Source organism: Sphingomonas tagetis (genome assembly GCF_024211275.1).
Classification (GTDB): Bacteria; Pseudomonadota; Alphaproteobacteria; order Sphingomonadales; family Sphingomonadaceae; genus Sphingomonas; species Sphingomonas tagetis.
Map to the genome: position 1 here is coordinate 1 of NZ_JAMLDX010000028.1, position 26,464 is coordinate 26,464.

19 protein-coding genes and 1 pseudogene are annotated in these 26,464 nt (G+C 66.0%); 10 read left to right on the forward strand and 10 right to left on the reverse strand.

Translation table 11 applies throughout. From position 1 onward, the window contains the following. Positions 1–341 precede the first annotated feature (341 nt). The 6 genes and pseudogenes from M9978_RS21560 to M9978_RS21585 all read right to left on the reverse strand — a co-directional run bounded on the left by M9978_RS21560 (position 342) and on the right by M9978_RS21585 (position 6,636). Positions 342–1,463 (reverse strand): OmpA family protein, encoded by a 1,122-nt coding sequence (locus M9978_RS21560; protein ID WP_254297015.1) that lies wholly within the window; start codon positions 1,461–1,463, stop codon positions 342–344. A gap of 523 nt (positions 1,464–1,986) precedes the next feature. Then, entirely contained in the window at positions 1,987–2,358 is a 372-nt protein-coding gene (locus tag M9978_RS21565; RefSeq protein WP_254297017.1) for a hypothetical protein, read from the reverse strand. Then, on the reverse strand, positions 2,348–2,812 hold the full coding sequence (locus tag M9978_RS21570; RefSeq protein ID WP_254297019.1) for a phage portal protein: 465 nt from the start codon (positions 2,810–2,812) through the stop codon (positions 2,348–2,350). Before M9978_RS21570 ends, M9978_RS21565 begins: the two co-directional genes overlap by 11 nt. Before the next feature lie 31 nt (positions 2,813–2,843). After that, positions 2,844–3,515, reverse strand: coding sequence for a spermidine synthase (locus M9978_RS21575; RefSeq protein ID WP_254297021.1), 672 nt, complete (start codon positions 3,513–3,515; stop codon positions 2,844–2,846). After that, positions 3,512–3,703: pseudogene (locus M9978_RS21580) on the reverse strand (hypothetical protein); the annotation flags it as partial. The gene M9978_RS21575 and the pseudogene M9978_RS21580, both read right to left, overlap by 4 nt. A 152-nt stretch (positions 3,704–3,855) precedes the next feature. Continuing rightward, complete coding sequence (locus M9978_RS21585) at positions 3,856–6,636, reverse strand: TonB-dependent receptor (protein ID WP_254297023.1); 2,781 nt, start codon at positions 6,634–6,636, stop codon at positions 3,856–3,858. Between the two features lie 280 nt (positions 6,637–6,916). Here M9978_RS21585 and M9978_RS21590 point away from each other — a divergent pair, with 280 nt between their 5' ends. Further along, positions 6,917–8,248, forward strand: a complete 1,332-nt coding sequence (locus M9978_RS21590) for an MFS transporter (protein WP_254297025.1) — start codon at positions 6,917–6,919, stop codon at positions 8,246–8,248. Next, positions 8,245–10,074 carry a DUF8034 domain-containing protein gene (locus M9978_RS21595; protein ID WP_254297027.1) on the forward strand — a complete coding sequence of 610 codons (1,830 nt, stop codon included), beginning with the start codon at positions 8,245–8,247 and terminating at the stop codon, positions 10,072–10,074. Before M9978_RS21590 ends, M9978_RS21595 begins: the two co-directional genes overlap by 4 nt. Here the strand turns inward: M9978_RS21595 and M9978_RS21600 are convergent, their stop codons facing one another. The 3 genes from M9978_RS21600 to kdgD are packed head-to-tail and all read right to left on the reverse strand — an operon-like array spanning position 10,075 to position 13,465. Next, positions 10,075–11,637 (reverse strand): carboxylesterase/lipase family protein, encoded by a 1,563-nt coding sequence (locus tag M9978_RS21600; protein ID WP_254297030.1) that lies wholly within the window; start codon positions 11,635–11,637, stop codon positions 10,075–10,077. After that, positions 11,613–12,539 carry a LysR substrate-binding domain-containing protein gene (locus M9978_RS21605; protein ID WP_254297032.1) on the reverse strand — a complete coding sequence of 309 codons (927 nt, stop codon included), beginning with the start codon at positions 12,537–12,539 and terminating at the stop codon, positions 11,613–11,615. Before M9978_RS21605 ends, M9978_RS21600 begins: the two co-directional genes overlap by 25 nt. Beyond that, positions 12,536–13,465 (reverse strand): 5-dehydro-4-deoxyglucarate dehydratase, encoded by a 930-nt coding sequence (gene kdgD, locus M9978_RS21610; RefSeq protein ID WP_254297059.1) that lies wholly within the window; start codon positions 13,463–13,465, stop codon positions 12,536–12,538. The genes M9978_RS21605 and kdgD overlap by 4 nt, the downstream gene beginning before the upstream one ends. A gap of 347 nt (positions 13,466–13,812) precedes the next feature. Between kdgD and M9978_RS21615 the strand changes: the two genes are divergently transcribed. The 4 genes from M9978_RS21615 to M9978_RS21630 all read left to right on the forward strand — a co-directional run bounded on the left by M9978_RS21615 (position 13,813) and on the right by M9978_RS21630 (position 18,377). Beyond that, positions 13,813–15,450, forward strand: a complete 1,638-nt coding sequence (locus M9978_RS21615; protein ID WP_254297035.1) for an LVIVD repeat-containing protein — start codon at positions 13,813–13,815, stop codon at positions 15,448–15,450. 120 nt (positions 15,451–15,570) lie between these two features. Beyond that, on the forward strand, positions 15,571–16,692 hold the full coding sequence (locus M9978_RS21620; RefSeq protein ID WP_254297037.1) for an NAD(P)-dependent alcohol dehydrogenase: 1,122 nt from the start codon (positions 15,571–15,573) through the stop codon (positions 16,690–16,692). Continuing rightward, on the forward strand, positions 16,685–17,392 hold the full coding sequence (locus M9978_RS21625; RefSeq protein ID WP_254297039.1) for an SDR family oxidoreductase: 708 nt from the start codon (positions 16,685–16,687) through the stop codon (positions 17,390–17,392). The genes M9978_RS21620 and M9978_RS21625 overlap by 8 nt, the downstream gene beginning before the upstream one ends. A 49-nt stretch (positions 17,393–17,441) precedes the next feature. Beyond that, positions 17,442–18,377: a LysR substrate-binding domain-containing protein gene (locus M9978_RS21630; protein ID WP_254297041.1), complete on the forward strand. Its 936-nt coding sequence runs from the start codon at positions 17,442–17,444 to the stop codon at positions 18,375–18,377. Here the strand turns inward: M9978_RS21630 and M9978_RS21635 are convergent. Then, positions 18,374–20,167 (reverse strand): flavin-containing monooxygenase, encoded by a 1,794-nt coding sequence (locus M9978_RS21635; RefSeq protein ID WP_254297043.1) that lies wholly within the window; start codon positions 20,165–20,167, stop codon positions 18,374–18,376. The genes M9978_RS21630 and M9978_RS21635 overlap by 4 nt on opposite strands. A gap of 382 nt (positions 20,168–20,549) precedes the next feature. Between M9978_RS21635 and M9978_RS21640 the strand changes: the two genes are divergently transcribed. From M9978_RS21640 to M9978_RS21655, 4 genes are all read left to right on the forward strand, one after another. Continuing rightward, positions 20,550–21,608 carry an NAD(P)H-dependent flavin oxidoreductase gene (locus M9978_RS21640; RefSeq protein WP_254297045.1) on the forward strand — a complete coding sequence of 353 codons (1,059 nt, stop codon included), beginning with the start codon at positions 20,550–20,552 and terminating at the stop codon, positions 21,606–21,608. Between the two features lie 44 nt (positions 21,609–21,652). After that, entirely contained in the window at positions 21,653–24,433 is a 2,781-nt protein-coding gene (locus tag M9978_RS21645) for a GMC family oxidoreductase N-terminal domain-containing protein (RefSeq protein WP_254297046.1), read from the forward strand. Positions 24,434–24,500: 67 nt separating this feature from the next. Then, positions 24,501–26,171: a thiamine pyrophosphate-binding protein gene (locus M9978_RS21650; RefSeq protein ID WP_254297048.1), complete on the forward strand. Its 1,671-nt coding sequence runs from the start codon at positions 24,501–24,503 to the stop codon at positions 26,169–26,171. Beyond that, positions 26,164–26,448, forward strand: coding sequence for a YciI family protein (locus tag M9978_RS21655; protein WP_254297050.1), 285 nt, complete (start codon positions 26,164–26,166; stop codon positions 26,446–26,448). The genes M9978_RS21650 and M9978_RS21655 overlap by 8 nt, the downstream gene beginning before the upstream one ends. Positions 26,449–26,464 lie beyond the last annotated feature (16 nt).

Sequence of the window (26,464 nt, forward strand, 5' to 3'; positions counted from 1 at the left end):
CGCTCGCGCAAATCAATCGAATAGGCTCGGCTCATCCCTGCTGGCCTCCTGCCCAGCCAGCAGGTTGAATCAGAAATCCCCCAACAAGGGAATCCAGATTCAATCAATCACGATCACGCTCTAACGCCGCCGGGCGGCTTCTCATAGAATAACCAGGGCGCGTGGAGCGCGCGTCGCGCGACCGATTGCGTCCACAGCGGCGCGTGCTTGCGCAATGATCCAGAATAGAGGCACGGACAATTGCAGGCCAACTGCTGCGCACTGCCCATGCCGCATGAAAAAGGGGAGGCTGGTTGCCCAGCCTCCCCGATTTTCTCGATCCGCAGGACGGATCGCGTGGCTTACATGCCCGAACCCGGACCGTAAGTGATTTCCACGCGACGGTTCTGCAGCTCGCGGACGCCATCGGCAGTCTCGACGCGCGGACGGCTCTCGCCGAACGCTTCCGAAGCGATCACGCCGTCGGGGATACCCCGGCCGGTGAGATACGCACGGACCGAGTCCGCACGACGCTGCGAGAGGCCAACGTTGTAAGTCGCCGGACCCGAACGGTCCGCGTGACCCGCCAGCATGACCTGCGCATTGCCGCAGTTCTGATAGGCCGAGATCGCGTTGTCGAGGATGCCGGCTGCCTCGGGCGTGATGTCCGACTTGTCCCACTCGAAGAACACAATGTACGGCCCCGGGGTGCAGACCACCGGCGGCGGCGGCGGCGGCGGGGTCGGAGCCGGCGGCGGCGGCGGCGTGGGCTCCGGCGGCGGCGGCGGCGGGGTCGGCGCACCGAAGTTGAACGTGATACCGCCCAACAGGCTGTGCGAGCGGAAGCGGCCGTCGAAGGTGCGGCCCGTCACATCGACAACACGGACATTGTCAGCGTTGAAGAAGCGGTACTTCAGGGTCACATCGACATTGTCGCTGATCGACTGACGGAGGCCTGCGATGGCTTGCCACGCGAACACCGTGTCGGAGTCGTCGAGGAACCAGCCGCGCGTGTTCAGGCCGTATTCGGCCTTGACGCGAGCAACGCCCACGCCGCCGCCGATGAAGCCCTGCACGCCGTCATCGTCACCGAAGTCGAGCATGCCGTTGACCATGAAGCTCAGCGCCGAGCTCGTGCCGCCAGCATAGTCATAGGTGCCAGCCGGAGTATTCACGAGCGCGCCCGCGGCATTGTAGTTCGGCGTCGTCACCGTCGAGCGATAGCTGTCGACGGTCGCGCGGCGATAGCTGACTTCGGCTTCGGCGCGGAAACCGCCAAAGTCGTAGCCGATGGTGCCACCGACGTCCCAACCATAGTCATGGTCGACCGTGCCCGCGCTGGTGGTCGCGCCAATGTCGAAGTCGATGTCTTCAACGATCATCGCTCCGCCTTCGACGCCCACATACCACGCATCGTCCTTTGCGAGGGCGGGCGTGGCGAGCGCGGTCGAAGCAAGTGCCAGAGTTACGGCAAGCTTCCGCATGTTAATCCCCTTTCGTAGTTGTCACTTCGGACAGCGCTAACTTCCTAACCGGTCGAAAGTTTCCGCGCAAGCGAACAAAATCCGGGGACTGTTGCCGGAACGTCACAGTTCTCAGGCAGCGATCAAACCATGCGTCCTCAGCGCCTCCAGCATCGCCCGATCGCGGCGCGCGCTTCGGTATCGATGGCCGCGCCGCAGCTCGAGTCGTCAATCGCAGCTTGCCGCGGCCCGACCACGCGATCACCCGCCATGATCACTTCCGCAGCGGTGACGATCCAGCATTGGCCGGACGCGGATCGTCGGGCGGCGTGGTTCCGCACATTGCTAGGACACCGGGATGGGCCAGGGCGTCGATCAGCGTCACCGCCTCATTGTGGGTGATCTCCTTCTGCGCCTGGCCTGCCGTTAGCGGGGGCAGCGCGTTTCGGGCCGTGGAACTTATCGGTTCTGCTCTTCAATCGCCGGGATGATGATCGTCACTGAAGATGACAGCCATGGTCCCCCGTCTGGCTGAACTCAGTGTTCACCGCGCCCTTGGCCCGCCATTCCGCAGCAAGCAGTAAAGACAGGCGCATCGCAGGCGATGATGTGTGCTTTCGCCCCGCGGCACGATCCGCACTTGATGGTGCTCGGCTTCCTCGCCCAGCGGTGCATCGGCACCGTCGATCCAGCGCCACCCCAGTCGGCTGCATCGAATCCAGCTCAGCGTCACGCTGTGATACGCTTGGATCTTGGCCTGGAGCGCGGCAGGCGATGGCGACGTCATCGAGACATTCGCTCTCGGGGCCTGCGCTTCGACGCACGTCTCGTCGTTCCCCGCGACAGCCATCACGCGCACGTCGCCGCATGCCGTCGGCACCTCGCGCGGGTGCAAGGTCTCCGGCTCAATCAGCACGAACCGGTCGCCCGCGCCTGCCGTAACCGACAGCCCCTTCAGTCCCGACCTCCCCGAGCCACTGCCTGCTCAACCGCCAGTGGTTCGCGTCGGCCCGCTCGGGCCGCAGCGGAAACAGCTCGGCCACCCCGCCCGCGCCATCCCCCAACAACTGGACATAAGCGTTGCCGTGCCGGAGCAACTGCGCCGCCAGCACCGCGCCCCGCGCCTGTCCTTGGCAACGTGCGCTCACCAGCTCGACCAGCGCGGCGTCCGATCCCGCCAGCGGCGCGCTCGCCACGGCTTCCGCCACGATCTTCACCGCGCGCTGTGCCACCAGATTCCCGGCATAGCCCTCGCGCACCTGCGCCTCATAGCTTTGCGGCCATTCGCCCAGATGCCCAAGCGAACCCGACCCACGCGCAAACACCGGACGCGATCCCTCGCGCCCGGACTTCCGCCCGAACCATTTCATACTGTTCTCCGATTACGTTAGGCCGCGCGCCTCAGCGCTTCACACCAAACCAGATGACATGCCGCGGCCCTTTGCCGTTCTGCCGCGCCCGCACCGCCACTTCCTCGACCGAGAAGCCGGCATCGCCCATCCGCCGCCGAAAGCGGTCGTCCGGCGCCGCCGACCACACCGCCAGCACCCCGCCCGGCTTCAGCGCCAGCCGCGCCTTGTCCAGCCCGCGCATCGTATAGAGCCGGTCGTTGTCCAGCCGCGTCAGCCCGTCCGGCCCATTGTCCACATCGAGCAGGATCGCGTCATACATCGCCCGCGCCCGTCCGATCACCGACCCGACATCGTCCAGCATAATCTCCGTCCGCGGATCATCGAGGCACCCCGCCGCCAGCTCGGCCATCGGCCCGCGCGCCCATTCGACGATCTTCGGCACCAGCTCGGCGACCTTGGCCCGCCCATCCGGCCCCATCAACGCCAGTGCCTTGCGCAGCGTGAACCCCATGCCATAGCCGCCGATCAGCAGATGCGCCGAACCTGGCGCCTTCAGCCGCGCCAGCGTCAACTCCGCCAGCGCTTCCTCCGATCCGCTCATCCGGCTCGACATCAGCTCGTTGCGGTTGAGCACGATCATGAAGTCGCCCCCGCGCCGGAACAGCCGCAGCGGCTCGCCCCCCGGCACCTCGGCGACATCGATCAGTTCACGCGGAGTCATGCCCCCGCTCTAGCGCATGCCGGGCGCATCACAACCTCCGCACGCCCGTCCTGCGCCGCAACCCCCGCCAGCAACTCGCTCACCGCCCACACCAAAGCATCCGCCCGATCCGGCGACCGCCCCGGCCCTTCATAGCCGCCGCCCGTCACCAGCCCGCACAACTCATCCTCCAGCGCCGCGCGCATCCCAATGTCGATCGCCTGATCGAGATCGCCGCTGGCGGCGCTCCGCTGGATACCGAAATCATCGCCAGCAGCGACCCGGCAACCGCAAAATAAAGGGCCAGTCGTCCGCGGACGACTGGCCCAGGTTCGCACGGGGCGTTCCTCAAGAGGGAGGATCAGAACGCCACGCGGGCACTCAGCACGAACTGGCGGCCGCTGTGCGACAGCACGTTGAGCCGGTTGGTCTCGTCCACGAACTGGTCGTTGAGCTCGTCGGTCAGGTTGATGCCTTCGAGGCTCAGCTTGATGTTGTCGGTGACGTTGTACGAGATCTGCGCGTCGATATTGGTCGTGCCGTTGGTGCCGTTATAGGCGTTGCCCTCGGTGCCCGGCACGGCGGTCAGATAGTTCGAACGATAGGCGATCGAGCCGCGGATCGAGAATTTCTTGGTCTCGAAATACAGCGTCGCATTCGCGGCATGCTTCGACAGGCCGAGCAGCGGCGCGGTCACCGTGGTCGCGCCGGTCGCCGACGTCAGATACTCGATGTCGGAGTCGACATAGGTATAGTTGGCCAGCACGCCGAGGTTGGAAAGGATGCCCGGCAGGAAAGTGAAGGGCTGCTGGACGTTGACCTCGAACCCGCGCAGCAGGCCGCCCTTCGAATTGACCGGCTGGCTGACGATGAACACATCGGTCGGGCTGGCAGTGGTCCCGGTGAGCAGCGAGGCCGGCAGGCCCAGGCTGCTGAACGGCACGCTGGTGCTCAGCGTCTGGACGAACGTGCCGATGTCCTTCTGGAAGACCGAAACCGCATAGATCGCGCCGCGCGTCGGATACCATTCGACCGACGCGTCGAGATTGGTCGACTCGGTCGGCACCAGATCGGGGTTGCCCGAGCTGAAAGTCCGGTTGCCGCCCGAGACGTTGAGGTTGCCGCCCGGGGTCAGCGACCCGATCCCGGCGCGCGCGATCGTCTTGGCCGCGGCGAGGCGCACCAGCAGCGTGTCGGTGACGTCGAAGACGAGGTTGGCCGACGGCAGCCAGCGGTCGTAACTGCGCTCGGCGGTGACGAGGTTCACCGCCGCCCCCTGGCTGGCATAGCCGGTCGAGAGCTGGTCGGTCCGCACATAGCGCACGCCGATGTCGCCGCGTAGCGGAACGCCGGCATCGCCCAGGTTGAACTCGGCCATGCCCCACACGCCGATATCGTCCTCGCGCACCGTCACGAACGAACCGCGCGCGGTAGCGTTCTCGATCCCGCCGGTGGCATAGGTCGCGTTGGTCGGGGTGTTGAGGAAGGCGGCAAAGGCGTCGAGGTTGGGGATCACCCAGCCGGTCGGCGTGCCGCTCGGCACGGCGAGCCCGCGCCCGAAGCCGGTGAACTGCTCGGTCAGCGGCGCGATCTGCGCCGCAGTGAGCGTGGTCACCACCGTCTCGCCCTGCAGGCGGCGGCGCTCGGTCGAGTTATAGTCGAACCGCCGCCAGTCGGCCCCGGCCTTGAGCTTCACCACATCGCTCGCGGTCCATTCAAGGAACCCTTTGGCGTTGGTGAAGCTGTTGTCGACCGTCTGCGGGCGGATGCGGACTTCCGACGTGCCGTTGGTGAACGAGAAGGTCGCCGGGTTCGAGATATCGACCCCCGGCTTGATCGTCGGGAAGCGAGTCGAGAAATCGTAGAAGAAGCCGTTGGTGTTGGCGGCGTCGAGCGTCACCGTCGTCTGCACCGGGTTGCGGAATTCGGAGCGCGAATAGCCGACGATCGCGCCGAACCGCAGGCTTTCGCCGATCTTCTGATCAAGCGTGCCGGTCAGCTGGTAGAAGTCGGTCTTGAGCTCGTCATAGCGCGCCTGCACGCGCAGATCGACCGAGTCGAACGTGCCGCTGATGATGTTGTTGTTGCTGTCGACCGTGCCCGAACGGATGATCGACTGCGGCTTGCCGGTGCCCGAGCGGCTGAAGCCGATCGCCTGGAACTGCGCTTCCTTGCGCGTGCCGTCGAGCCGCGAATAGAGGCCGTCGACCGAGATCAGCGTGGCGTCGCTGGGCCGGAACTGCAGCGCGACCGCCGCGCCCAGCCGTTCCTGGCTGATGTCATAGCTGACCAGGCCGGGGATGCGCGGGTGGTACAGCGCGGTGTCGGGGTTGGTGTCGTTGATCTGCGCGATCGTCTTGCCGGCGATGGTCGAGGCGGGGTTGAAGCCGCCGTTGAAGCCGCCATAGGTCCAGCGCGTGATGTTCGCGCCTTCCTCGATCAGGCGGCGCTGCTCATAGGCGATCGAAACCAGCGCGCCGAAGGTGCCCGCGTCGTTCTGCGTGCTGAGCAGCGTCGAGAAGCGCGGCGTCGCCTTGCGCGCGAGGTCGTTATAGCTTGCCGAAGCGGAGACGACGGCGGTCGGTTCGCGATAGTCGAACGGCCGCGCGATCTGCAGGTCGACGGTGCCGCCGAGCGACCCTTCCTCGACATCCGCCGTCGCGGTCTTGCGCACGGTCAGGCTGTTGAACAGGTCTGACGAGAAGATGTTGAAGTCGAAGCCGCGGCCGCGGTTGACGCCGCCCGAATTGTCGGTGCCGCCGGTCGTGCCGATCGCTTCCATGCCGTTGATGCGGACGCGGCTATATTCCGGGCCAAGGCCACGGACCGAGATGTTGCGGCCCTCGCCGTTGACGCGGCTGATCGCGACGCCGGGAATGCGCTGAAGCGATTCGGCGAGGTTGAGGTCGGGGAACTCCGCAATGTCCTCGGCCTTGATCGCATCGACCGCGGCGGTCTCGCGGCGCTTGACGTTGAGCGCGCTGGTCAGGCTCTCGCGAAAGCCGGTGACGACGATATCCGGCGCACTTTCCTCGGCCGCCGGAGCGGCCGGTTCGGCGGCGGTCTGCGCATGCGCCACGGAGAGCGCCGCGGCCGCGCTCGACAGGATCAGCGCGCACTTCAGAAGATGGGTTCGGGACATTTCAGACTCCCCTCGGGTGACCATGAACGGCTTCGTCACGAGCCGATTGCGTTATTCTGCTAATCGCCCCCGGGGCTGCGAAGCCAACGCCAATCGAACATGGATCGATGCACGACACGCACTGATGCGCTGCCCGCGCTGGCACAACGGCACGTGATCAAGCCAGTTCGTGGCTTGATCGTCCCGCTATTTGCCTTGGACGCTCCCCCTGCCCACGGGTACCGATAACCCGACAAGACGCGCGCGCATTAGACGTGCGCGCCATCGAGGAGAGCGACGCGTGACCGACCAGCGCACCGGGCCGAGCGATTTGCGGCCGACGCATGTCCGGCATGCGATCATTGCGCTGATCTTCATCATCACCACGGTCAACTATGCCGATCGCGCAACCTTCTCGATCGCTGGCAGTCAAGCAGCGGCCGAGCTCGGGCTCAACGCGGTACAAACCGGCTTCATCCTGTCCGCCTTCGCCTGGGCCTATGTGCTGGCGCAGGTGCCCGGCGGCCTGCTGCTCGACAAATTCGGCACCAAGCGCATCTATGCGATGGCGATCGCGCTCTGGTCCGTCTTCACGGCGCTGCAGGGCTTCGCCGGGCTGATCGCCTTCCTGCCCGCGATGGCGATGCTGTTCGCGCTGCGCTTCATGGTCGGTCTGGCGGAAGCCCCGTCCTTCCCCGGCAACGCCCGCCTCGTCGCATCCTGGTTCCCGTCGGCCGAACGCGGCACCGCCTCGGCGATCTTCAACTCGGCGCAATATTTCTCGCTGGTCGCCTTCGCCCCGCTGATGGGCTGGCTCGCGCACAGCTTCGGCTGGCGCTCGATCTTCTGGGTGATGGGGGTGCTGGGTCTCATCGCGACCGCTGTTTTCCTGCGCTATATCCACAGCCCCGCGCGTCATCCGTCGGTCAACCAGGCCGAGCTCGACCATATCGAGGCGGGCGGCGGCCTGATCCATATGGAGGAAGGCGGCGCGGGCAGTGCGGCCGCGTTCGACTGGGCCAATGTCGGTAAACTGATCGCCGACCGCATGATGCTCGGCATCTATCTCGGCCAATATTGCATCAACGTGCTGACCTATTTCTTCGTCACCTGGTTCCCGATCTATCTGGTCAAGGAGCGCGGCCTCAACATCATGGAGGCCGGGTTCGCCGCCGCCGCGCCGGCATTGTGCGGCTTTGTCGGCGGGCTCGCCGGCGGCTATGTGTCCGACCTGATCCTCAAGCGCACCGGATCGCTCGATCTGGCGCGCAAGGGGCCGCTGACGGTGGGCATGCTGCTCGCGACGGCGATCATCGCCTGCGTCTGGGCGGAGGAGGAGTGGCTGGTGGTGACGCTGATGTCGGTCGCCTTCTTCGGCAAGGGCGTCGCCTCGCTCGGCTGGGCGGTGATGGCCGATGTCGCGCCGAAGCGGCTCGCAGGGCTGTCCGGCGGTGTGTTCAACATGTTCGGCAACATGGCGGGGATCGTCACCCCGATCGTCGTCGGCTTCATCGTCGCCGCGACCGGTTCGTTCGACTGGGCTTTGGTCTATGTCGGGTTGCACTGCCTGCTGACGATCTTCGCCTTCCTGGTCATCACCGGCCCGATCAAGCGGATGGAAATCGGCACGTGAGAACCGATCGCCGAGGGCTGTTGCTGGGCGGCGCGGCCGCCACGCTGATCCCCGCGGCCGCACGCGCGCAGCGCCCGATGCTGGTCGCGCGCACGCCGATGGCGCCCCCGCGCTGGGCAGTGCTGCAACGCCAGCTGCTCGCGCGCAACGCCGCGGCATGCGAAACCTTCTACGCCAAATATGTCGATCGCCGCGACTGGCTGCAGGTGTTCGAGCGCTGGGGCGCCAACGATGGCCCGGACGATGCGGCGGAGGCGACCAACGACTGGGCGATCCTCCACGCGCTCGGCGCGCCCGACCATATCCTGACTCTGACGCAGCGTTTCTGGGAAGGGCATCTGCGGCAATTCGCCGCAATGCGCACGGTCGATGTGCCGATTGCCCGCGCCGGCATGTATCACCGCGACTTTCCGGTGCAGATGGACTGGCAGCACAATGCCGAGGGACTGACGACATTCAACGTGCTCGGCCTGTCCGCGCCGCGCGACCCGGCGCTGATCGCGCGCACCCGCCGCTTCGCCGATTTCTATACGGGGCGCGACCCTTCCGTCCGCAACTATGATCCGCAGCGCCGCATCATCCGCAGCGTGATGAACGGCAGCCGCGGGCCGATGCTGCGCCCCGCCACGCCGCTCGACTGGGCGGGCGACCCGTTCGCGGCGGGCGAGCGCTTCCACATGGAGCATGGCGAGACGACCTATCAGGAAACGCTCGACCATTATGCCGAATATACCGATGTGGTCGGCGACAATCCGCTCAACCTCCAGGCGACGACGCTCGGCCTCAACGCCTATGCGCTGGGCGGCGGCGAGCGCTATCGCCGCTGGGCGCTCGACTATCTCGACGCCTGGGTGAGCCGCGCCAACGCCAATGGCGGCATCCTCCCGAGCAAGATCGGCCTCGACGGCAAGACCGCGCGCGACTGGTGGGGCGGGGTCTATGGCTGGGGCTTCTCGCCGATCGTGCCGCAGACAGGCAAGCGCGAGGACCGCAACCGCGTGCCGCGATCGATCACCGCCTTCATGAACGGCACGCTGCTGACCGGCGATTCCGCCTATATCGAGGTCTGGCGGCGGCAGACGGCGCGGATCAACGATGCCGGGCGCCAGCGCGACGGCAAGTTCGAGACGCCGACCATGTACGGCGCCGACGGCTGGTACGGATGGAAGCCCGGCCCATACCGCACCAATGGCTTCGAGATCTGGTATGTGACTCAGCGCGCCGATGATCTCGAACGCGCCGGACAGGACCCGTGGGTGTCGTTCCTGCACGGCGGGAACAACGCCTATCCGGTCGAGGCGCTCGAAGCCGATCTCGCCCGCGTCGCCGAACGCGAGAAGAGGATGCGCGAGGACACCACCACGCGCGACACCCGCCTCGCCGACTGGCCGCTCGACAAGACTCCGGCGAGCGTCAAGAGCCTGATCCAGCTGATGACCGGCGGGCTGCACCTCGCGCGTCCGCCTTGGTCGTCGACCTCGCCCAATCAGGGCGGCGTCGTGCTGCATTGCCGGCTGCGCTATTTCGATGCGGACCGGCGCCGCGCCGGCGTGCCCGAGGATGTCGCCGCGCTGGTGCATGCGCTCGGCGACACCACGACCGAAGTGACGCTGATCAATCTCGGCAAGGTTGCGCGAACGGTGACGATCCAGGGCGGCGCCTATGCCGAGCACCGCATCGATCGCGTGACGCTCGACGGGCAAACGATCACAGCCGCCGGGCGCGATTTCACGCTGCGGCTCGAACCGGGCTGTGGCGCGCGGCTGACGATCGCCATGCGGCGCTATGCCAACGCGCCGACACTGGCGTTCCCGTGGGACCGCTGATCAGCCGCCCGGCTTGATGTAAGGCGCGACCGACCACAGCAGCCGTTCTTCCCGCCGGGGATCGCTCACCACCCGCGTCTCGCTGTCGAAGATCATCGTGCGGCGCTGGTCCAAGGTGAACTTCGGCCAGCGCGGCACGCTCGCGCAATTGGGATCGCCGGTACGAGCGAAGGTGATGAAGCTATCGGCCATCAGTCCGGCGAGTCGCCGCGCGCCGGGCGTGCCCCCCGTGCGCGAGCCTTTCGCGGCGACATTGTCGAACACTAGCGGGATGTCGAGCGTGTGGAACGCACCGAGCACCCCGCCCGCCTCAGGCGAAGCGAAGTCAAGCTGGTACATCCAGGTCGGCGCCCCGATCTTCGCGCGCTCCTCAGCCTGAATCAGATGGCCCGGCCAGGACCGGCCCGCCGTGGTCGCCGCGAGCAGGATCTGGCCGGGCGTCTTGCTCGGATAGAGTTCGCGGTAGCGCTGTACGACCCAGTCGGGCGCGACGTCCTTGGTGATCTGGCTGCCGATCCGCTCGGCGAGATTGCTCCAATCGGTATCGCCACGCTTGAGCCAGTCGCCGATCCACAGCCCCGTCTCGTCATGCGTGTTGCCGACGATCAGCGGGATGTGGGCCGCCTCGCGCGGCGCGTCGGGCACGAATGGGTGGCGCGGCAGGACATGATGGTCGAGCGTCGAGGTGAAGCTGATCTCGCCCTTGCGCTCGATCGGATCGGTCATCGCCATCGCGTCGACCAGTCGTTCGAGCGGCAGCGCCTTCAGTTCGGCGACGCTCTTTGCGCCGGTCTTGTCCATCCACGCCCGCGCGCGGATCGTGGCGTTGCGCGGGCCGGCGGCAGTGACATGCTGGCCGCTCATCGTCGCGGCGCGGTGGAACAGCGGGCGCGCTTCGGGCATCGCCATCAGCGTCACTGCCTTGGCGCCGCCGCCCGACTGGCCGAAGATCATCACGCAATTCGGATCGCCGCCGAACGCTGCGATATTGTCACGCACCCATTTGAGGGCGAGCACGATGTCGAGATTGCCGGCATTGCCCGATTCCGCCGGGCCGCCGAGCTGCGCGAGATAGGCATAGCCGAGACCCGCGAGCCGGTGGTTGAGCGTCACCACCACCACATCGCCACGGCGGACGAGATTGCCGCCATCGTAGAGCGGGTCCGACCCCGAGCCATGCGCGTGCGCGCCGCCGTGCAGATAGACCATCACCGGCCGCCGCCCGCGATCCAGCGCCGGCGTCCAGATGTTGAGGAACAGGCAATCTTCGCTGACGGGCTCTTCCGCGCGCGTCTGCGGCGCGGCGGGGCCGTAGCTTGTGGCATCGGCGATGCCGGACCAGCTTGCCGGCGGCAGCGCGCGCTCGAACCGGCGCAACCGTGTATCGGCGCCGTAGCGCACGCCGCGAAAGACCTGCACGCCGCGCTCGCTTGTCCCGCGCACCCGGCCATGCCGGGTCACCGCGACCGGATCACTGCGCTGCCCCCACGCTGCCGCCGGGATCAGCAACGGCGCGCCGAGCAGCGCGCGGCGGTGGATCACGCCGCCGCCATCTGCGCGCACAGCAGCCGCATCGGCTCCAGCGCCGGATTGGCATTGTCACGGCGCCACGCCATGTGCAGCTCGACCGGCGCCTCGGGTTCGGTGCGCAGCGCGCGGAACTGGACGTCGAGCAGGTGCAGCCCCGACGCCGAGCGCGGCACGATCGCCGCCGCCAGTCCGGCATGGACCAGTCCCAGCATCGAGTGGATCTGAGTCACATGCTGCACGTAATTGGGGCTGACCCCGGCATCGTCGAACAGCCGGACCAGCATGTCGTGAAAATAACCCGCGCCCTGCCGCGCATACATGATCAGCGGCGCGCCATCGAACGTGTCGAGCGAGAGCACAGGCTCGCCCTGTCGCGGATCGCCCGGCGGCAACGCCACCAGCAGCGGCTCGCGCAGCACGCACAGCGTGTCGAATTCGTGCCGGTCGACCGGCGGGCGAACGAAGCCGATGTCGATCAGGCCGGTCAGCAGCGCATCGACCTGGTCGCCACTCACCATCTCGCGCAGCTCGAGGTCGATATTGGGCAGGCTCGCACGCGCCTGCGCCACGATCTGCGGGATCATGCTGTAGCCCGACACCGCGGTGAAACCGATCGCGACCTTGCCCGCATCGCCCTTGGCGACGCGGCGCGCCGAGAGCGAAGCGCTCTCGGCGAGGCGGACGATACGCCGCGCTTCGATCAGGAAAACATGGCCCGCCGGCGTCAGGCTGACCTGGCGGCTGGTGCGTTCGAGCAACGTCACGCCGAGGATTCGCTCGAGCAGCTGGATCTGCCGGCTGAGCGGCGATTGAGTCATGTTGAGGCGCTGCGCGGCGCGGCCGAAATGGAGTTCTTCGGCCGCGGCCACGAAACAGCGGAGCTGGCTGAGCTCGAACATGGCGCCGGTGTAACGCGGCGCGACGTGCAATGTCACGCGGCCTGCACGGCCGGCCGGGCCGAAGCGCGCTCGACCAGCGCGCGCAAAATGTCATGCTCGGCCGCGGTCAGGTCGGTGAGTGGCGCGCGCACCGGCCCGGCATCGCGGCCGATCACGCGCATCCCGGCCTTGACGATCGACACCGCATAGCCGCGCCCGCGGTTGCGCAGGTCGAGATAGGGCATCACGAACTCGCGCAGCTGCTTCTGCACCTCGGCCTGATCGCCCGCGCGCACCGCGGCATAAAAGGCCAGCGCCCATTCCGGCATGAAGTTGAAAATCGCCGAGGAATAGGTGGTGACGCCCATCGTCAGATACGGCGTGGCGAACGTCTCCGCGGTCGGCAGCCCGCCGATATAGGTCAGCCGGTCGCCCATCCGCACGAAGATGCGCGTCATCAGCTCGATATCGCCGACGCCATCCTTGAACCCGACCAGATTGGGATTGCGCTCGCACAGCCGCGCCAGCGTCTCGTCGTCGAGAATGGCGTTGTCGCGGTTGTAGACGATCACGCCGAGTCCGGTCGAGCGGCACACCGCCTCGACATGCGCGGCGAGTCCTTCCTGGCTCGACGAAGTCAGATAGGGCGGCAGCAGCAGCAACCCGTCGGCGCCCGCGGCTTCGGCGCCACGCGCGATCTCGGTCGCGATCGCCGTGCCGTAACCGCAGCCCGAGATCACCGGTAGCTTGCCGCCCGACTCCGCCACCGCCGCCGCGACCACCTGGACGATCTCGCCCGGTGTCAGCGAAAACACCTCGCCGGTGCCGCCGGCGGCGAACAGACCGGCCAGATCATGTTCGAGCATCCATGCGCAATGTGCACGATAGGGCGCCTCGTCGAATCGCCCTTCGGCATCGAAATGCGTGACCGGAAAGGACAACAGTCCCTGGCCAAGGCTGCGCCCCATCTCGCTCGGGCTCATCGTCGTCACAGGCATCTCCCAGATCGCCAGTCTCGCATCCATGCGCGAAACGCTTCGATGCCCTAGCTATTGGGTCAGCCCGTCAGCGTCCAAACCAAAGCCGCCATCGATCGATGCGCGCGTTGGCTCGATGGATGATTGGTGCCAGGTGACGTGACCTTGCATGAGGCTCGAATGGGTGGACTGGCGAGGAAGGCGAGCGAATGCCCCACGCTGGCGGGTTGCCCCCAATAAACTGTCTTGTCCCGTAATGCGGCCGGCGATCGCAGCCGACGGACAGCCACGCCCGCCGTTGAACGGGGTGCGATGGAAACAAGTTCACGACGAACGACGATGGAGTGGTCAAAATGGGCAATGAGGGCGCGATCCCAGGGCCGAGAACGCCGATACCGCGCTGGGCCATATCTAGTTGGGCTACGTTTGCCCTCGCTGGCGGGTTTCTGTGCTCCGCCAGCGCCGCCGCGCCCCCCCGTCCTTATGCGGCCAATGTCGCCAAAGCCGTCTGCGCCGCGGGCGATGCGCAGGAGGTCGGGCTTCAAGGCCAGGTCACGATGGCGGAACGAAATGCCGGCTACAAAGGCGCCCATTGCAATCTGACACTGGTGTCGAAGCTGCCGGCGGAATTCGTACCGGAGAAGACCCGCATGTTCTCGATGGTCCGTGACCGGGCCGGACATCTTTGCGGGATTGCCTCGGGCGAAGGCGGCACGACGCCGACGATCGTTGCCGACATGACCGATCCGAAGCGCATTGTCGAAACCGCCAGCCTCACCAGCCCGGCGATGATGCGTTCCTCCGAAGCCTTGAAGGTCAATGAGACCCGGGGCCTTTTGGTCTCGACCAGCTATGTCCCCGCGCACAGCGCCAACACAAACTCAGAAGAGCGCACGCTCGACGTCTACGACATCGGAACGGACTGCCGGCAGCCCAGGATGCTGGCTTCGGTCCAATTGCCCTTCCCTACCAAGAGCTTGAAGACGGGGTACCACGGATTTCGCTGGCCTGATCCCGACTATGTCATGGGTCACGAAGGGAATTTCGCCCCGGACGGGATGACCTTCTACGTCGCGGACTCCAATCATGGCGTTCACCACGCGATCGACCTGGCCGATCCCGCGAATCCGAAGTTGCTCGACACCTTCATGGCGCCATCCTGGAAAGGTTATGCCGATGGTCCTGACGACAGCTTCATCGCCTTCGGGGCCATGCCGCACAGCCTGTCGGTCAGCCCCGACGGCAATCGCGGCTATTTCAGCATCGCGGCGTTCGATTCGCGCCTTGAGACCATCCCGCAAACCGGCGAGTGGTCGAACGGGTTCATGGTGTTGGACACAAGCGAGATCCAGCGCCGCAAGCCGGGCGGCCGCATGCGCTTCATCTCGCAAGTCGCCCTCAGCGATGGAGGCGGCCATCATGGCCCGCTGTCGGTCAAGATCAATGGCCATCCCTACGTCATCGACAATGATGAATACGGCGCCGGTCAGCTGTCGGTGAAAGGACGGCTTGCCGCCTGTCGTGCCGGACTCCCGCCCAGCGGCATGGCGCGGATCTGGGACATCAAGAACGAACGGCACCCCAAGCTCGTTTTCAAACTGATCCTCGAGGTGAACGACCCCAAGAACTGCGCAACGATCGAACCAGAGACGATCGCCGGCGACGCCCAATGGGCCATGTTCCTGTACGACACCCATCTGTGCAGCGTCGATAATCGCGAGAATGCGACGGTTCTCGCGTGCGGCCACATGCAGTCGGGGATACGGGTCTACGACATCCGCAATCCGCGCCGCGTCAAGGAAATCGCTTATTTCAACCCGCCTGCGGGCAAGCCGAACCGGGTCAGGAGCTGCGCCGGAATTCCTCGCCTCGATGCCAAAACGCGGATGCTTTACAGCTACTGCGGCGGCGCCGGCTTTGTGGCCCTGCAATTCAAAAAGGGCGTCTGGCCATTTCCGGGATCCAGCACGCCCCGGGACATGCAGCTGTGAGGTACTGACCGGCTCCAACCGGTGCGCGCGGACTGGTCGCCAATCGGATGGAGGTTCAATCACGCCGGACGGTCATATGAACAAGCCGGCGACAAACGAATCAAAAGACTGGGAGAGATCATGACGATCACCGCCGCCATCGCCCGTACCCCCAACGCGGATTTCGAAGTTGCACAGGTGGAACTCGATCAACCGCGCGCGGACGAGATTCTGGTGCGGATCCATGGCGTGGGGCTGTGTCACACCGACATCGCCATCCGCGACCGGCGCATCCCGTTGGGCATGCCTGCCGTTCTGGGCCATGAGGGATCGGGCATCGTTGAAGCAGTCGGTGCAGACGTCACCAAGGTGAAGCCCGGCGATCACGTCGTGCTGTCGTTCAACAGCTGCGGTACCTGCGTCATGTGCGCGCAGCACAAGCCCGTATATTGCCGCAATTTCGGGACTCTGAACTTCAGCGGCACCCGTGCCGACGGCTCGCACACGCTCCATTGCAACGGAGAGCCGCTGCACAGCTTCTACTCGCAATCCTCATTCGCGGAATATTCGCTCGCCTATGAAGGCAATGTCGTGAAAATTCCCGACGACGTGCCGGTGGAACTGATGGGGCCAGTGGCGTGCGGCATCCAGACCGGCGCCGGTGCGGTCATGCGCTCGCTGGCGTGCCGCCCCGGCTCGTCGATCGTCATCCTCGGCGGCGGATCGGTGGGGATGAGCGCGGCGATGGCGGCGGCGGTGCAAGGCTGTACCACCATCGTCGTGAGCGAGCCGGTGGCCGAACGCCGCGCGCTGGCGCTCGAGCTGGGCGCGACCCATGTCATCGATCCCTTGAACGAACCTCTGACCGAGGCGCTGCGCGCGATCATCCCGCTGGGCATCGACTATGCCCTCGACACGACCGCCCGGCAGGACGTCATCCTCGCCGCGCTCGACGCACTGGCGCCGCAAGGAACGCTGGGCCTGATCGGCGTGCCGGCATCGATGGACGCGGCGATCCCCTTCACCTTGACCCAGTTGATGGGCAGCGGGCTGTCGATCCGCGGTATCCATACCGGTGACAGCGACCCGGACACGTTCATTCCGCAGCTGATCGAGCTGTATCGGCAAGGCCGCTTCCCGCTCGACAAGCTGATGAAGACCTATCGGCTGGAAGACATCAACCAGGCGGTGCACGATCAGCATGACGGCAAGGTGATCAAGGCGGTGCTGGTGACCGGCGCCGTCCGCACTGACAATGGATGACAACCTGCCCGACGTCGTACTTGTAACCGGCGGCAACCGAGGCTTGGGCCGCGCGATCGTGGAGCGCCTCCATGCGGACGGCTATCTCATCAGTGTCGGCGCCCGCGATCTTTCCGATCTCGGCTGGCTGAGCGCAGGCCCATCGATCCTGAAGTGCCGGATCGACCTGAGCGACCGTGAGTCGATCCGCCGCTGGGCCGAAGACACCGTCGCGGCGTTCGGACGGATCGATGCGATCGTCAACAATGCCGGCTTCTCCGCCGCGTGCAGCCTCGACGATGACGACGAGAACGGGCTGGACATGATGTGGGAGATCAACGCCAAGGGTCCGTTGCGGCTGGCGCGCGCCTGCTGGCCGTATCTGAAACAATCCGGACACGGCCGGATCGTGACGATCTCTTCGCTGTCCGGCGTGCGGGTGCGGAGCGCCGACACCGGCGGCTATGCAATGACCAAGCACGCTGCGGTCGCGCTGACCCACGCGCTGCGCTTTGCGGGGTGGGACGACGGCATCCGAACCACGAACATCTGTCCCGGGCTGATCGCGACCGACATGTCGCTCGGCGTCGATACCCTCCCCCGCGAACAGATGTCGCAGCCGGAGGACATTGCCGGGGTGGTGAGCCACATCCTGTCGCTGCCCAACAACGCATCGGTCACTACGGTGCCGGTGAACTGCGTGCTGGAAACCAATTATTAGCCGCGGCGCAGCTTTCGAAACATCGAATTTCGAACTATAGCAAATGGCTATGGACTCGAAGCGCCTGCGCGGTCTGGTCGCGATTGCCGAGCACGGAAATTTCGGCCGTGCGGCGACCGCCATGGGCCTGTCCCAGCCGTCGCTCTCCCGGCAGATCGCATTGCTCGAGGCCGAGATCGCCAGCCCCCTGCTCTACCGCAACGGCCGCGGCGCTTCGCTGACCGCGGAGGGACAGCGGCTGGTAGATGCAGCGCGTCCGCTGATCTGGGCGCTCGACGCCTTGCCTTCCGCAATCAATGACACCGAACCGCAGGGGCAGGTCGTGCTGGGCATGCCCACCTTCCTGTCGGCCCATCTGGCGGAGCCGCTATTCGGGGCGCTGAGAGCGCGCTTCCCGCGGCTTCATGTCAAACTGGTCGATGGCTTCTCCGGCTTTGTCAGCCAATGGCTGCTGGAAGGGCGGCTGGACATCGCCGTCATCTACGCCGCGCGCCGCTCGCCCGCGATCAGCGCGGAGCCATTGGCCGACGAGGAGCTGTTCCTGTTCGCGTCCCGCAAGCTGGCCGATCAGGCCGTCGAGGCCGGCATCCTTCCCGCCGCGGGCAGCGCCCCGATCGAGGCGATCTCACGGCTCGATATCATCTTGCCCGGCCGCGAGCACGGGTTGCGCCGCGCGCTTCAGCGGGCAGGCGCCCGGCCGGATCCTGCGCGGCTGCTGGAGGTCGAGAGCCTCGCCGCCATCCGCGCGCTGGTTCGACACGAAGCGGGCTGGAGCATCCTTCCACGCGCCGGGTTGACGGCGGGCGACAATGCCGAGCTGGCGATGTGGCCGCTGGGCGACCCGTCGATGCGCGTGCGGCTGATGCTCGCCTTCGGCGCCAACCGTCCGATCACGCCGGCCCTGCGCGCCGTGACCAGCTTTTTGAAGGCCGAGGTGGCGCAACTGCAGCACCGGCAGGTGATGAGCCAGCCACTCGCGCGTTAACGTATCTCGAGCCCCGGCATCGTCTCATCGGCGCGCCACTCCGCCAGCATCTGGTTGTACGCGGTCGCGCCGCCCAGATAAAAGCCGTTGCGGATGTCGAGATCGGTGACCTGCCCCTCATTGTTGATGTAGCTCGGCGTACAATCCTTCTGCAGCCGCTGGCGCGTCGGGCCGAACGCCATCACCTTGTCCACCCACGCCGCCGTCGCGGCCGGCGTCGCCTCCATCGCGCGAATGCCGCGCGCCTTCGCCTGCGCGACGATGAACGCGATATGCCGGCTCAATTCCATGTGGAGATAGGTGAAGTTAGGCGTGATCGCCTGCTGCGCGTTGCCGAGGATGAAGCAGTTGGGAAAGCCGTGCATGTGCAGGCCGAACAGCGAGGCATAGCCGCTGCGCCACAGCTCGGACAGTTTTCGCCCGTCACGCCCGATGATGTCGAAGCCCATCCGGTGATCGATCTGGCTCATGAATTCGAAGCCGGTCGCATAGACCAGGCAATCGAGCGGATATTCGCGCCCGTTCGCCACGACGCCATTCTCGGTGATGCGGTCTATCCCGTTGCCTTCGGTATCGACCAGCGTCACGTTCGGGCGGTTGAAGGTCGGCAGATACTCGTCGTGAAAGCCCGGCCGCTTGCACATCAGATTGTACCAGGGCTTGAGCGACTTCGCGGTCTCGGGATCGTCGATCACCGCATCGACCCGCGCGCGCAGATCCTCCAGCGTCTGGAAGTCTGCGATCTGGCGCTTCTCGATGGTCTCCGGATCGTCGCCCGACAGGCCGTTGAGCAGCGACAGCGCGCGGCTCCAGCAGTCGTTGACCATGTCGACATCGACCGGCCGGCCGGAGATGGTGGCGTTGAAATTGTCCATCCGTTCGCGCTGCCAGCCGGGTTTCAGGCTCGCGACGAAATCGGGATCAGTCGGCTGGTTGTCGCGCACGCCGACCGTCGACGGCGTCCGCTGGAAAACATAAAGCTGTTTCGCATTGCGGCCGAGCACCGGTATGCATTGCAGCCCGGTCGCGCCGGTGCCGATCACCCCGACCGTCTTGTCGCCGAGCTTGTCCAGCAGGTCGCTGCCGGGCTCGCCGCCGGTATAGTCATAATCCCAGCGGCTGGTGTGGAACGACTTGCCCTTGAAACTCTCGATCCCTTCGATGCCCGGCAGTTTCGGCCAGGGGAACGGACCCGGTGAAATGCAGACGAAGCGGGCGCGGATCTTGTCGCCGCGGCTGGTCGACAATTCCCAACGCGCATCCGCGTCGTTCCAGACCATCGCGGTGACGGTCGTCTCGAACAGTGCCTTGTCATAAAGCCCAAAGCGCCGTCCGATTGCCTGCGCATAGCCGAGGATTTCGCCGCCGGCGGCGTATTTCCGGCTCGGCACTTTGCCGATTTCCTCGAGCAGCGGAACATAGATGTAGGATTCGATGTCGCATTGCACGCCGGGGTAGCGATTCCAGTACCAGGTGCCGCCAAAGTCCCCCGCCCGGTCGACGATCAGGATATCATCGATGCCCGCTTCCTGCAGGCGCACGGCCGTGAGCATGCCTCCGAAGCCGCCGCCGATGACGAGGACTTCCACGTCCTGCGTCCGGGGGTCGCGCTGGATACCTTGTGCGTGAGGATCCTCCAGAAATTCTGCCGCATGTCCGGCATCGACGACGCGATATTGCTCGCGGCCATTCGCCAGCATGCGCTTCTCGCGCTCCTGCTGGTATTTCTGCTTGAGGGCTTCGACATCGATCGGGCCGTTCGCCGGCCCTTCGGCAGAGGTATCGTCCATTTCTACTCCACGCGCGCCGCTGACGAAGCCGGCTGAACCCGGCGGCCTCGCTAACAGCCTTCATTGCCAATTGATATTCGCCACAGGCGTCGCTGGCTGTGACCGCCCAGCCCTGCAAACCCGCCACTTGCGCCGACCTCCGCCGGATGAGTTCGCGGCAGCTTTCGCCGCATCCACGTCTTCCCGACGACGGCATTGAGCATCGCGCGACCTGCGGACTGCCCGACCTCAACGGTCTTGCGTGGGACGGCCTTGACTTCGGATGATCGCGTATTTACAGTCCGGGTGGACGGTATGTGATATTTGATGAGAGGATGATATGTTGAGACAGGATTGGGGACAGGGCTACGCCCCTTCCGCAAGGCGGGTCACGGAGGATTGCATGTTTCGGACGCGGGTGACCGATTTGCTGGGTATCAAATACCCCATCCTGCTGGGCGGCATGACGATGAACGGCAATGGCGAGCTGGCCGCGGCCGTGTCCAACGGCGGCGGACTGGGCGTGGTCGCCCAGAACCCCGGCTGGTCGGACAAGAGCGTGCGAGTCGACACCGTGCGCCGCCACATCAGGTTGGCGCGGGAACTGACGGACAAGCCGATCGGCGCCAATCTGACGGTGATGCTGATCGACGAATATACACAAAGCCATCTGGCGATGCTGATCGAAGAGAAGGTCGACGTGGTCACGACTTCCGGCGGAAACCCAAGGAAGGTGCTGCCCTATCTCAAGGATGCGGGCATCAAGACGATCTGCATCGTCGCCAATGTCAGGCAGGCCGTGTCGGCCCAGGAAGCAGGCGCCGACATGGTGGTGTGCGAGGGTTATGAGGCCGGCGGCCTCGAGGGCGCGGACGAACTGACCACGATGGTGCTCACCCCGCTGGTCGCCAACGCCGTCGATATTCCCGTCATCGCCGCAGGCGGGATCGGCACCGGCCGGTCGTTCATGGCCGCCATGGCGCTCGGCGCCGAGGGTGTGCAGATGGGGACCGCCTTCCTGCCGACGGTCGAATGCAACGCGCATCAGAACACCAAGAACGCGATCGTGGCCTCGGGTGACGTCGCCAGCCTCATCATGCACCGAAGCACGGGTGTGCTGTCGCGCGTGCTGAAGACGGAATTCACGAAGAAGGTCCACGAACTGGACAAGCGGAATGAGCTCGATGAACTGCGCGCGCTGATGGGTGGCGGGCAACGCGCCGACAAGGACAAGCCCGAAGCTTTCAATCGCGCCTATCGCGGCCAGATGCTCGGCGATCTGGAAAGCGGCTATACCGCGGTCGGCCAGGTTGCCGGCCTGCTGAAGGAGATCAAGCCGGCCGCGCAGGTCATTGCCGACATCATTGCCGAAGCGGAAACGATCGCCCATCACTGGGCCGCCAAATGTGATGCATCGCTGGCGCCGAGCGCCGGCGACGCTCCCGCCAAGCTGGGGGCCTGAACGGTTCGGACGACGAGGCGCGGTCAGCGACGGGAGGGGTGCCGATGGACTTCCAGTTGAGCGACACCCAAACCGCGGTTCAGGACGCAGCCAGTACGATCTGCAACGGCTTTGGCGACGACTATTGGCTCGCGCGGGACCGCGATGGCGCGTTCCCGCAAGCCTTTTATCAGGCCTTCGCCGACGCCGGCTGGCTGGGCATCTGCGTTCCTGAAGACCATGGCGGCGTCGGCCTCGGCATAACCGAGGCCGCGATCATGATGCGGACGATCGCCGAATCCGGCGCGGGCATGTCGGGTGCCTCGTGCCTTCACATCAACATCTTCGGTCTCAACCCGCTCGTCGTTCATGGCACCGACGATCAGAAGCGCCGCGCACTCCCGGCCATGATCGGCGGCCGGGACAAGGCATGCTTCGGCGTCACCGAGCCCAATGCCGGCCTCAACACGACGCAGATCAAAACGCGGGCGGTCAGGATGGGCGACCGCTATGTTGTCGATGGTCAGAAGGTATGGATTTCCACTGCGCAGGTGGCGAACAAGATCATGCTGTTGGCGCGCACGACCCCGCTCGCGGACGTGAAACGTCCCACCGACGGGTTGAGCCTGTTCTACACCGACCTCGACCGCAGCAAGATCGACGTGCGCGAGATCGACAAGATGGGCCGCGCCTGCGTCGATTCGAACGAACTGTTCATCGAGGGCCTCGAAATACCCGCGCAAGACCGGATCGGCGAAGAGGGCCGCGGCTTCGACTATATCCTCGAGGGCCTCAATCCCGAACGAATCCTCATCGCATCGGAAGGCGTCGGCCTCGGCCATGCGGCGCTGCGCCGCGCGGCCGACTATGCCAGGCAGCGCACCGTTTTCGACCGGCCGATCGGCCAGAACCAGTCGATCCAGCACCCGCTTGCGGTCAACTGGATGGAACTGGAGGCGGCATGGCTGATGATCCGGCGGGCCGCCTGGGAATATGACCAGGGCCGGCCGTGCGGCGCCAGCGCGAACGCCTCGAAATATCTCGCAGGCGAAGCGGGCTTCAACGCTTGCCAGCAGGCCGTGATGACGCATGGCGGCTTCGGCTACGCCAAGGAATATCATGTCGAACGCTATCTGCGTGAGATCATGATCGCCCGCATCGCACCGATCAGCCCCCAGCTCATCCTTTGCTATATCGCCGAGCGCGTGCTCGGCCTGCCCCAATTCCTATTGATGACCTACGATTATATCATCGTCGGCAGCGGCGCCGCGGGTTCGGTGCTGGCCGAGCGATTGAGCCGCGATCCTGCCGTCCGCGTGCTGGTGCTGGAAGCCGGCGGGCCGGATCGCAACCCGATCCATCTGCTTCCCAAGGGCTTCTACTTCACGATGAACAGCCCGAGCTACGTCAAGAGTTACGAGACCGAGCGCTATGGCGACGGCAGGACCGACCGCTGGATTCGCGGCCGCGTCGTCGGCGGCTCTACGACGATCAACGGGATGATGTGGAATCGCGGCTGGGCGCCGCAATATGACGCGTGGGAACGAGCGGGCAACACGGGCTGGAACTGGGAACGCTTCCTCCATGCGTTCAAGGCGCTCGAAGACCATGAGCTGGGCGGGAATGAGCTGCGTGGCGAAGGCGGCGCGGTGCCGGTCAGCATCGCCGGGCCGCGCGAACCGGTCAGCGAGGCGTTCATCGCGGCGCTGGCGCGGCACGACATCGGCTTTCTCGACGACATGAATGCGTCGGGCGAGGAACGAGTCGGCTATACCTGCTCGAACATCCGGCGCGGATTGCGCGTCAGCGCGTCGCGAGCTTTTCTCGGCAAGGCGCGCCGGCGGCGCAACTGCACGCTGCTCGACCGGACCGAGGTGAGTCGCATCCTGTTCGATGGCACGGCCGCAACGGGAGTCGAGGCGACGCGCGGCGACGAGAAGATGGCCTTCACCGCGCGCCGCGAAGTCCTGATCTGCGCCGGTGCACTCGAAAGCCCGCTGCTGCTGGAACGCAGCGGGATCGGCGATCCGGCAATCCTCGCCGCAGCTGGCATCCCGATGCGCGTGCACAGTCCCAGGGTCGGTGAGAATCTGCATGACCATTGCGGCAGCACCCTGTTCCAGCTCAGGCTCAAGGGCAGCGGCGGCTATAATCCGCAGCTCAACAGCCCATGGCGGCAGGCGTGGAGCGGGTTCAAATATCTGTTCACGCGGACTGGCGTGATGTCGTTCGGCGGGCACAATCTGGTGACGGTCTTCAAGTCCGATCCGGCATCGCCCCATCCGGATACGCAGGGCTTCTTTACGCCGCTGTCCTCCTCCGCGGTCGATCCCAGCACGGGCCGCCCGGTGATGGACCGCTTCCCGGGAGCGATGTTCGGCACCTATCCGCTCTATCCCACCAGCACCGGATCGATCCATGTCACCGGTCCTGGCGCCGATGACCAACCGCGCCTCGTCCCCGCCATCCCGACGACCGAGCACGACCGCGCGCTGACCATCAAGATCTTTCACAAGACCCGCGAGATCCTCGCCACCGAACCCTTTGCCCAGCTCGTCGAGGCCGAGACGGTGCCAGGTGCGGCGCTGCACGACGATGCGGCCGTGCTGGACTATGCGATCAACACCGGCGGCCGCGGCTTCCACACCACGGGCACCTGCGCGATCGGCCCGGATGCCGACGACGTCGTCGACGACCGGCTGAGCGTGCGCGGCACGTCGAGGCTGCGCGTGGTCGATGCCTCGGTCTTTCCGGCGATGCCGTCGGGCAACAACAACGCCCCGACCATGGCGCTGGCCTGGATCGCCGCCGATCTCATTCTCGACGCCCGGACGGATGTCGAATGATAGCCATTGGCTATAGCGGGTAATCCGCCTTTCGCAGCGATGATCGGATAAGATCAAGGCTATGAAGATGACCGCCACGCCCCCGCCCCACCGCACCGCCGCCGAGGCGCTGCTCGAGACCCTCATGCAGCGCGGCGCCGACCGCGCCTTCTGCGTGCCGGGCGAATCCTACATCGCGCTGCTGGACGCGATCCACGGCGAATCCGGCTTCGATCTGGTTACCTGCCGACACGAGGGCGGCGCCGGGTTCATGGCGGTGGCCGACGCGCGCCTGACCGGGCGACCGGGCATCGCGTTGGTGTCGCGCGGCCCCGGCGCGTGCAATGCCTCGATCGCGGTTCACACCGCCGAACAGGATGCGGTGCCGATGATCCTGATCATCGGTCAGGTCGAAGGCCGCGATCTGCGCCGCAACGCCTTTCAGGAGATCGACTACAAGTCGATGTTCGGCGGGATCGCCAAATGGGTGGGCGAGATCAAGCATCCCGACGAAGCGCCCGAATTCGCCGCGCGCGCCTGGACGATGGCGACCAGCGGCGTGCCCGGCCCCGTCATCCTGAGCGCGCCCGAGGACGTGCTGGCGGCGGTGTGCGACGCGCCGATCCCGCCGGTTCACAGCAACGCCGTCGCGGGGCTGGCCGCCGGCGAAGCGGCGCGAATCGCCGAACTGATCCGCTCGGCCGAACGCCCGATCCTGCTCGCCGGGCGGGAATTCGATGTGCCCGACGGGCGCGAAGCCCTGCTGCGTTTCGCCGAGGCCTGGGCGCTTCCCGTGGCGGTGTCGTTCAGGCGGCAGGATATCTTTCCGAACGATCACGATCTCTACGCCGGTGATCTCGGCCTGCGAAATCCCGACCAGCAGCGCGACGCCTTTCACGACGCGGATCTGATTCTCGCGCTGGGCACGCGGCTGACCGACATCACCACCCAGGGCTATTCCTGGCCTGCGCCGACACAGACGCTGGTGCACAGCTGCGCGGACCCGCGCTTTCTTGGCTGGCACTTCCCGGCCACCGTGGCGACGACCGCCGCCGCCGTGCCGCTGGTCGAGGCGATCGGCAGCGAAGGCCAGCCGGCCACGCCGGAACGCACCGCCTGGGCACGCCGGCTTCGCGAGATCCAGCAAACCGACAGCCAGGCGAACCCGCGGTCGTTCTCCGACGGCGTGGATTTCGTGCGCGTCGCGCAGCTCGTCGAGCAGGTCGCGCCAGCGGACGCGATCGTCACACTCGATGCAGGCACCTTCGCCGCGCCCTTCTATCGCAAGGTCCGCTGGCGGCTGGGCCAGCGGCTGATCGCGCCGATTTCGGGCGCAATGGGCTTCGGCGTGCCGGCCGCGGTCGCCGCCGCGCTGCGCCATCCCGGGCGCACGGTTATCGGGTTGGTCGGCGACGGCGGCGTACTGATGACCGGCAACGAGATGGCGGTGGGCATGGCGCGCGGCTTGCCGGTCAAGATCATCATCTCCGAGAACAACGCCTATGGGTCGATCCGCATCCATCAGGAGCGCGATCACCCCGGACGCGTCTCGGGCACCGATCTGGTCAACCCCGACCTCGCCAAATGGGCATCCTCGTTCGGCGCGCAGATGGTGCTGGTCGACGATGTCGACGATCTGGAGCAGCTGGCCGCGGCGTTGCGCGCGCCCGGCCCGATGATCGCGCTGGTCCGCACGTCACTGGAGGCCGTCCTGCCCGGCGGCAAGCCGCAGCTATCGGAGGTCGAATCCTGTGCCTAACTTCGTCGCACTCTGCACCGACAAGCCCGATTCCGAACAGATCCGCGCCGCCGCGCGCTCCGAGCACATCACCTATATCGAAAGCGCGACCGAAATCCTGCTCGTCGGCCCGTTGCTGAGTGAGGAAGACCAGATCGCCGGCTCGCTGTTCCTCGTCGAGGCCGACGATATCGCGGCGGCGCGGGCGTTCGTGGAAGGCGATCCGTTTGCCCGGGCCGGCCTGTTCGAATCGGTGGTGGTCAGCCGCTTTCGCCCGCATTTGGGCACATTGCTCTAGCCGCCCGCGCGAAAGG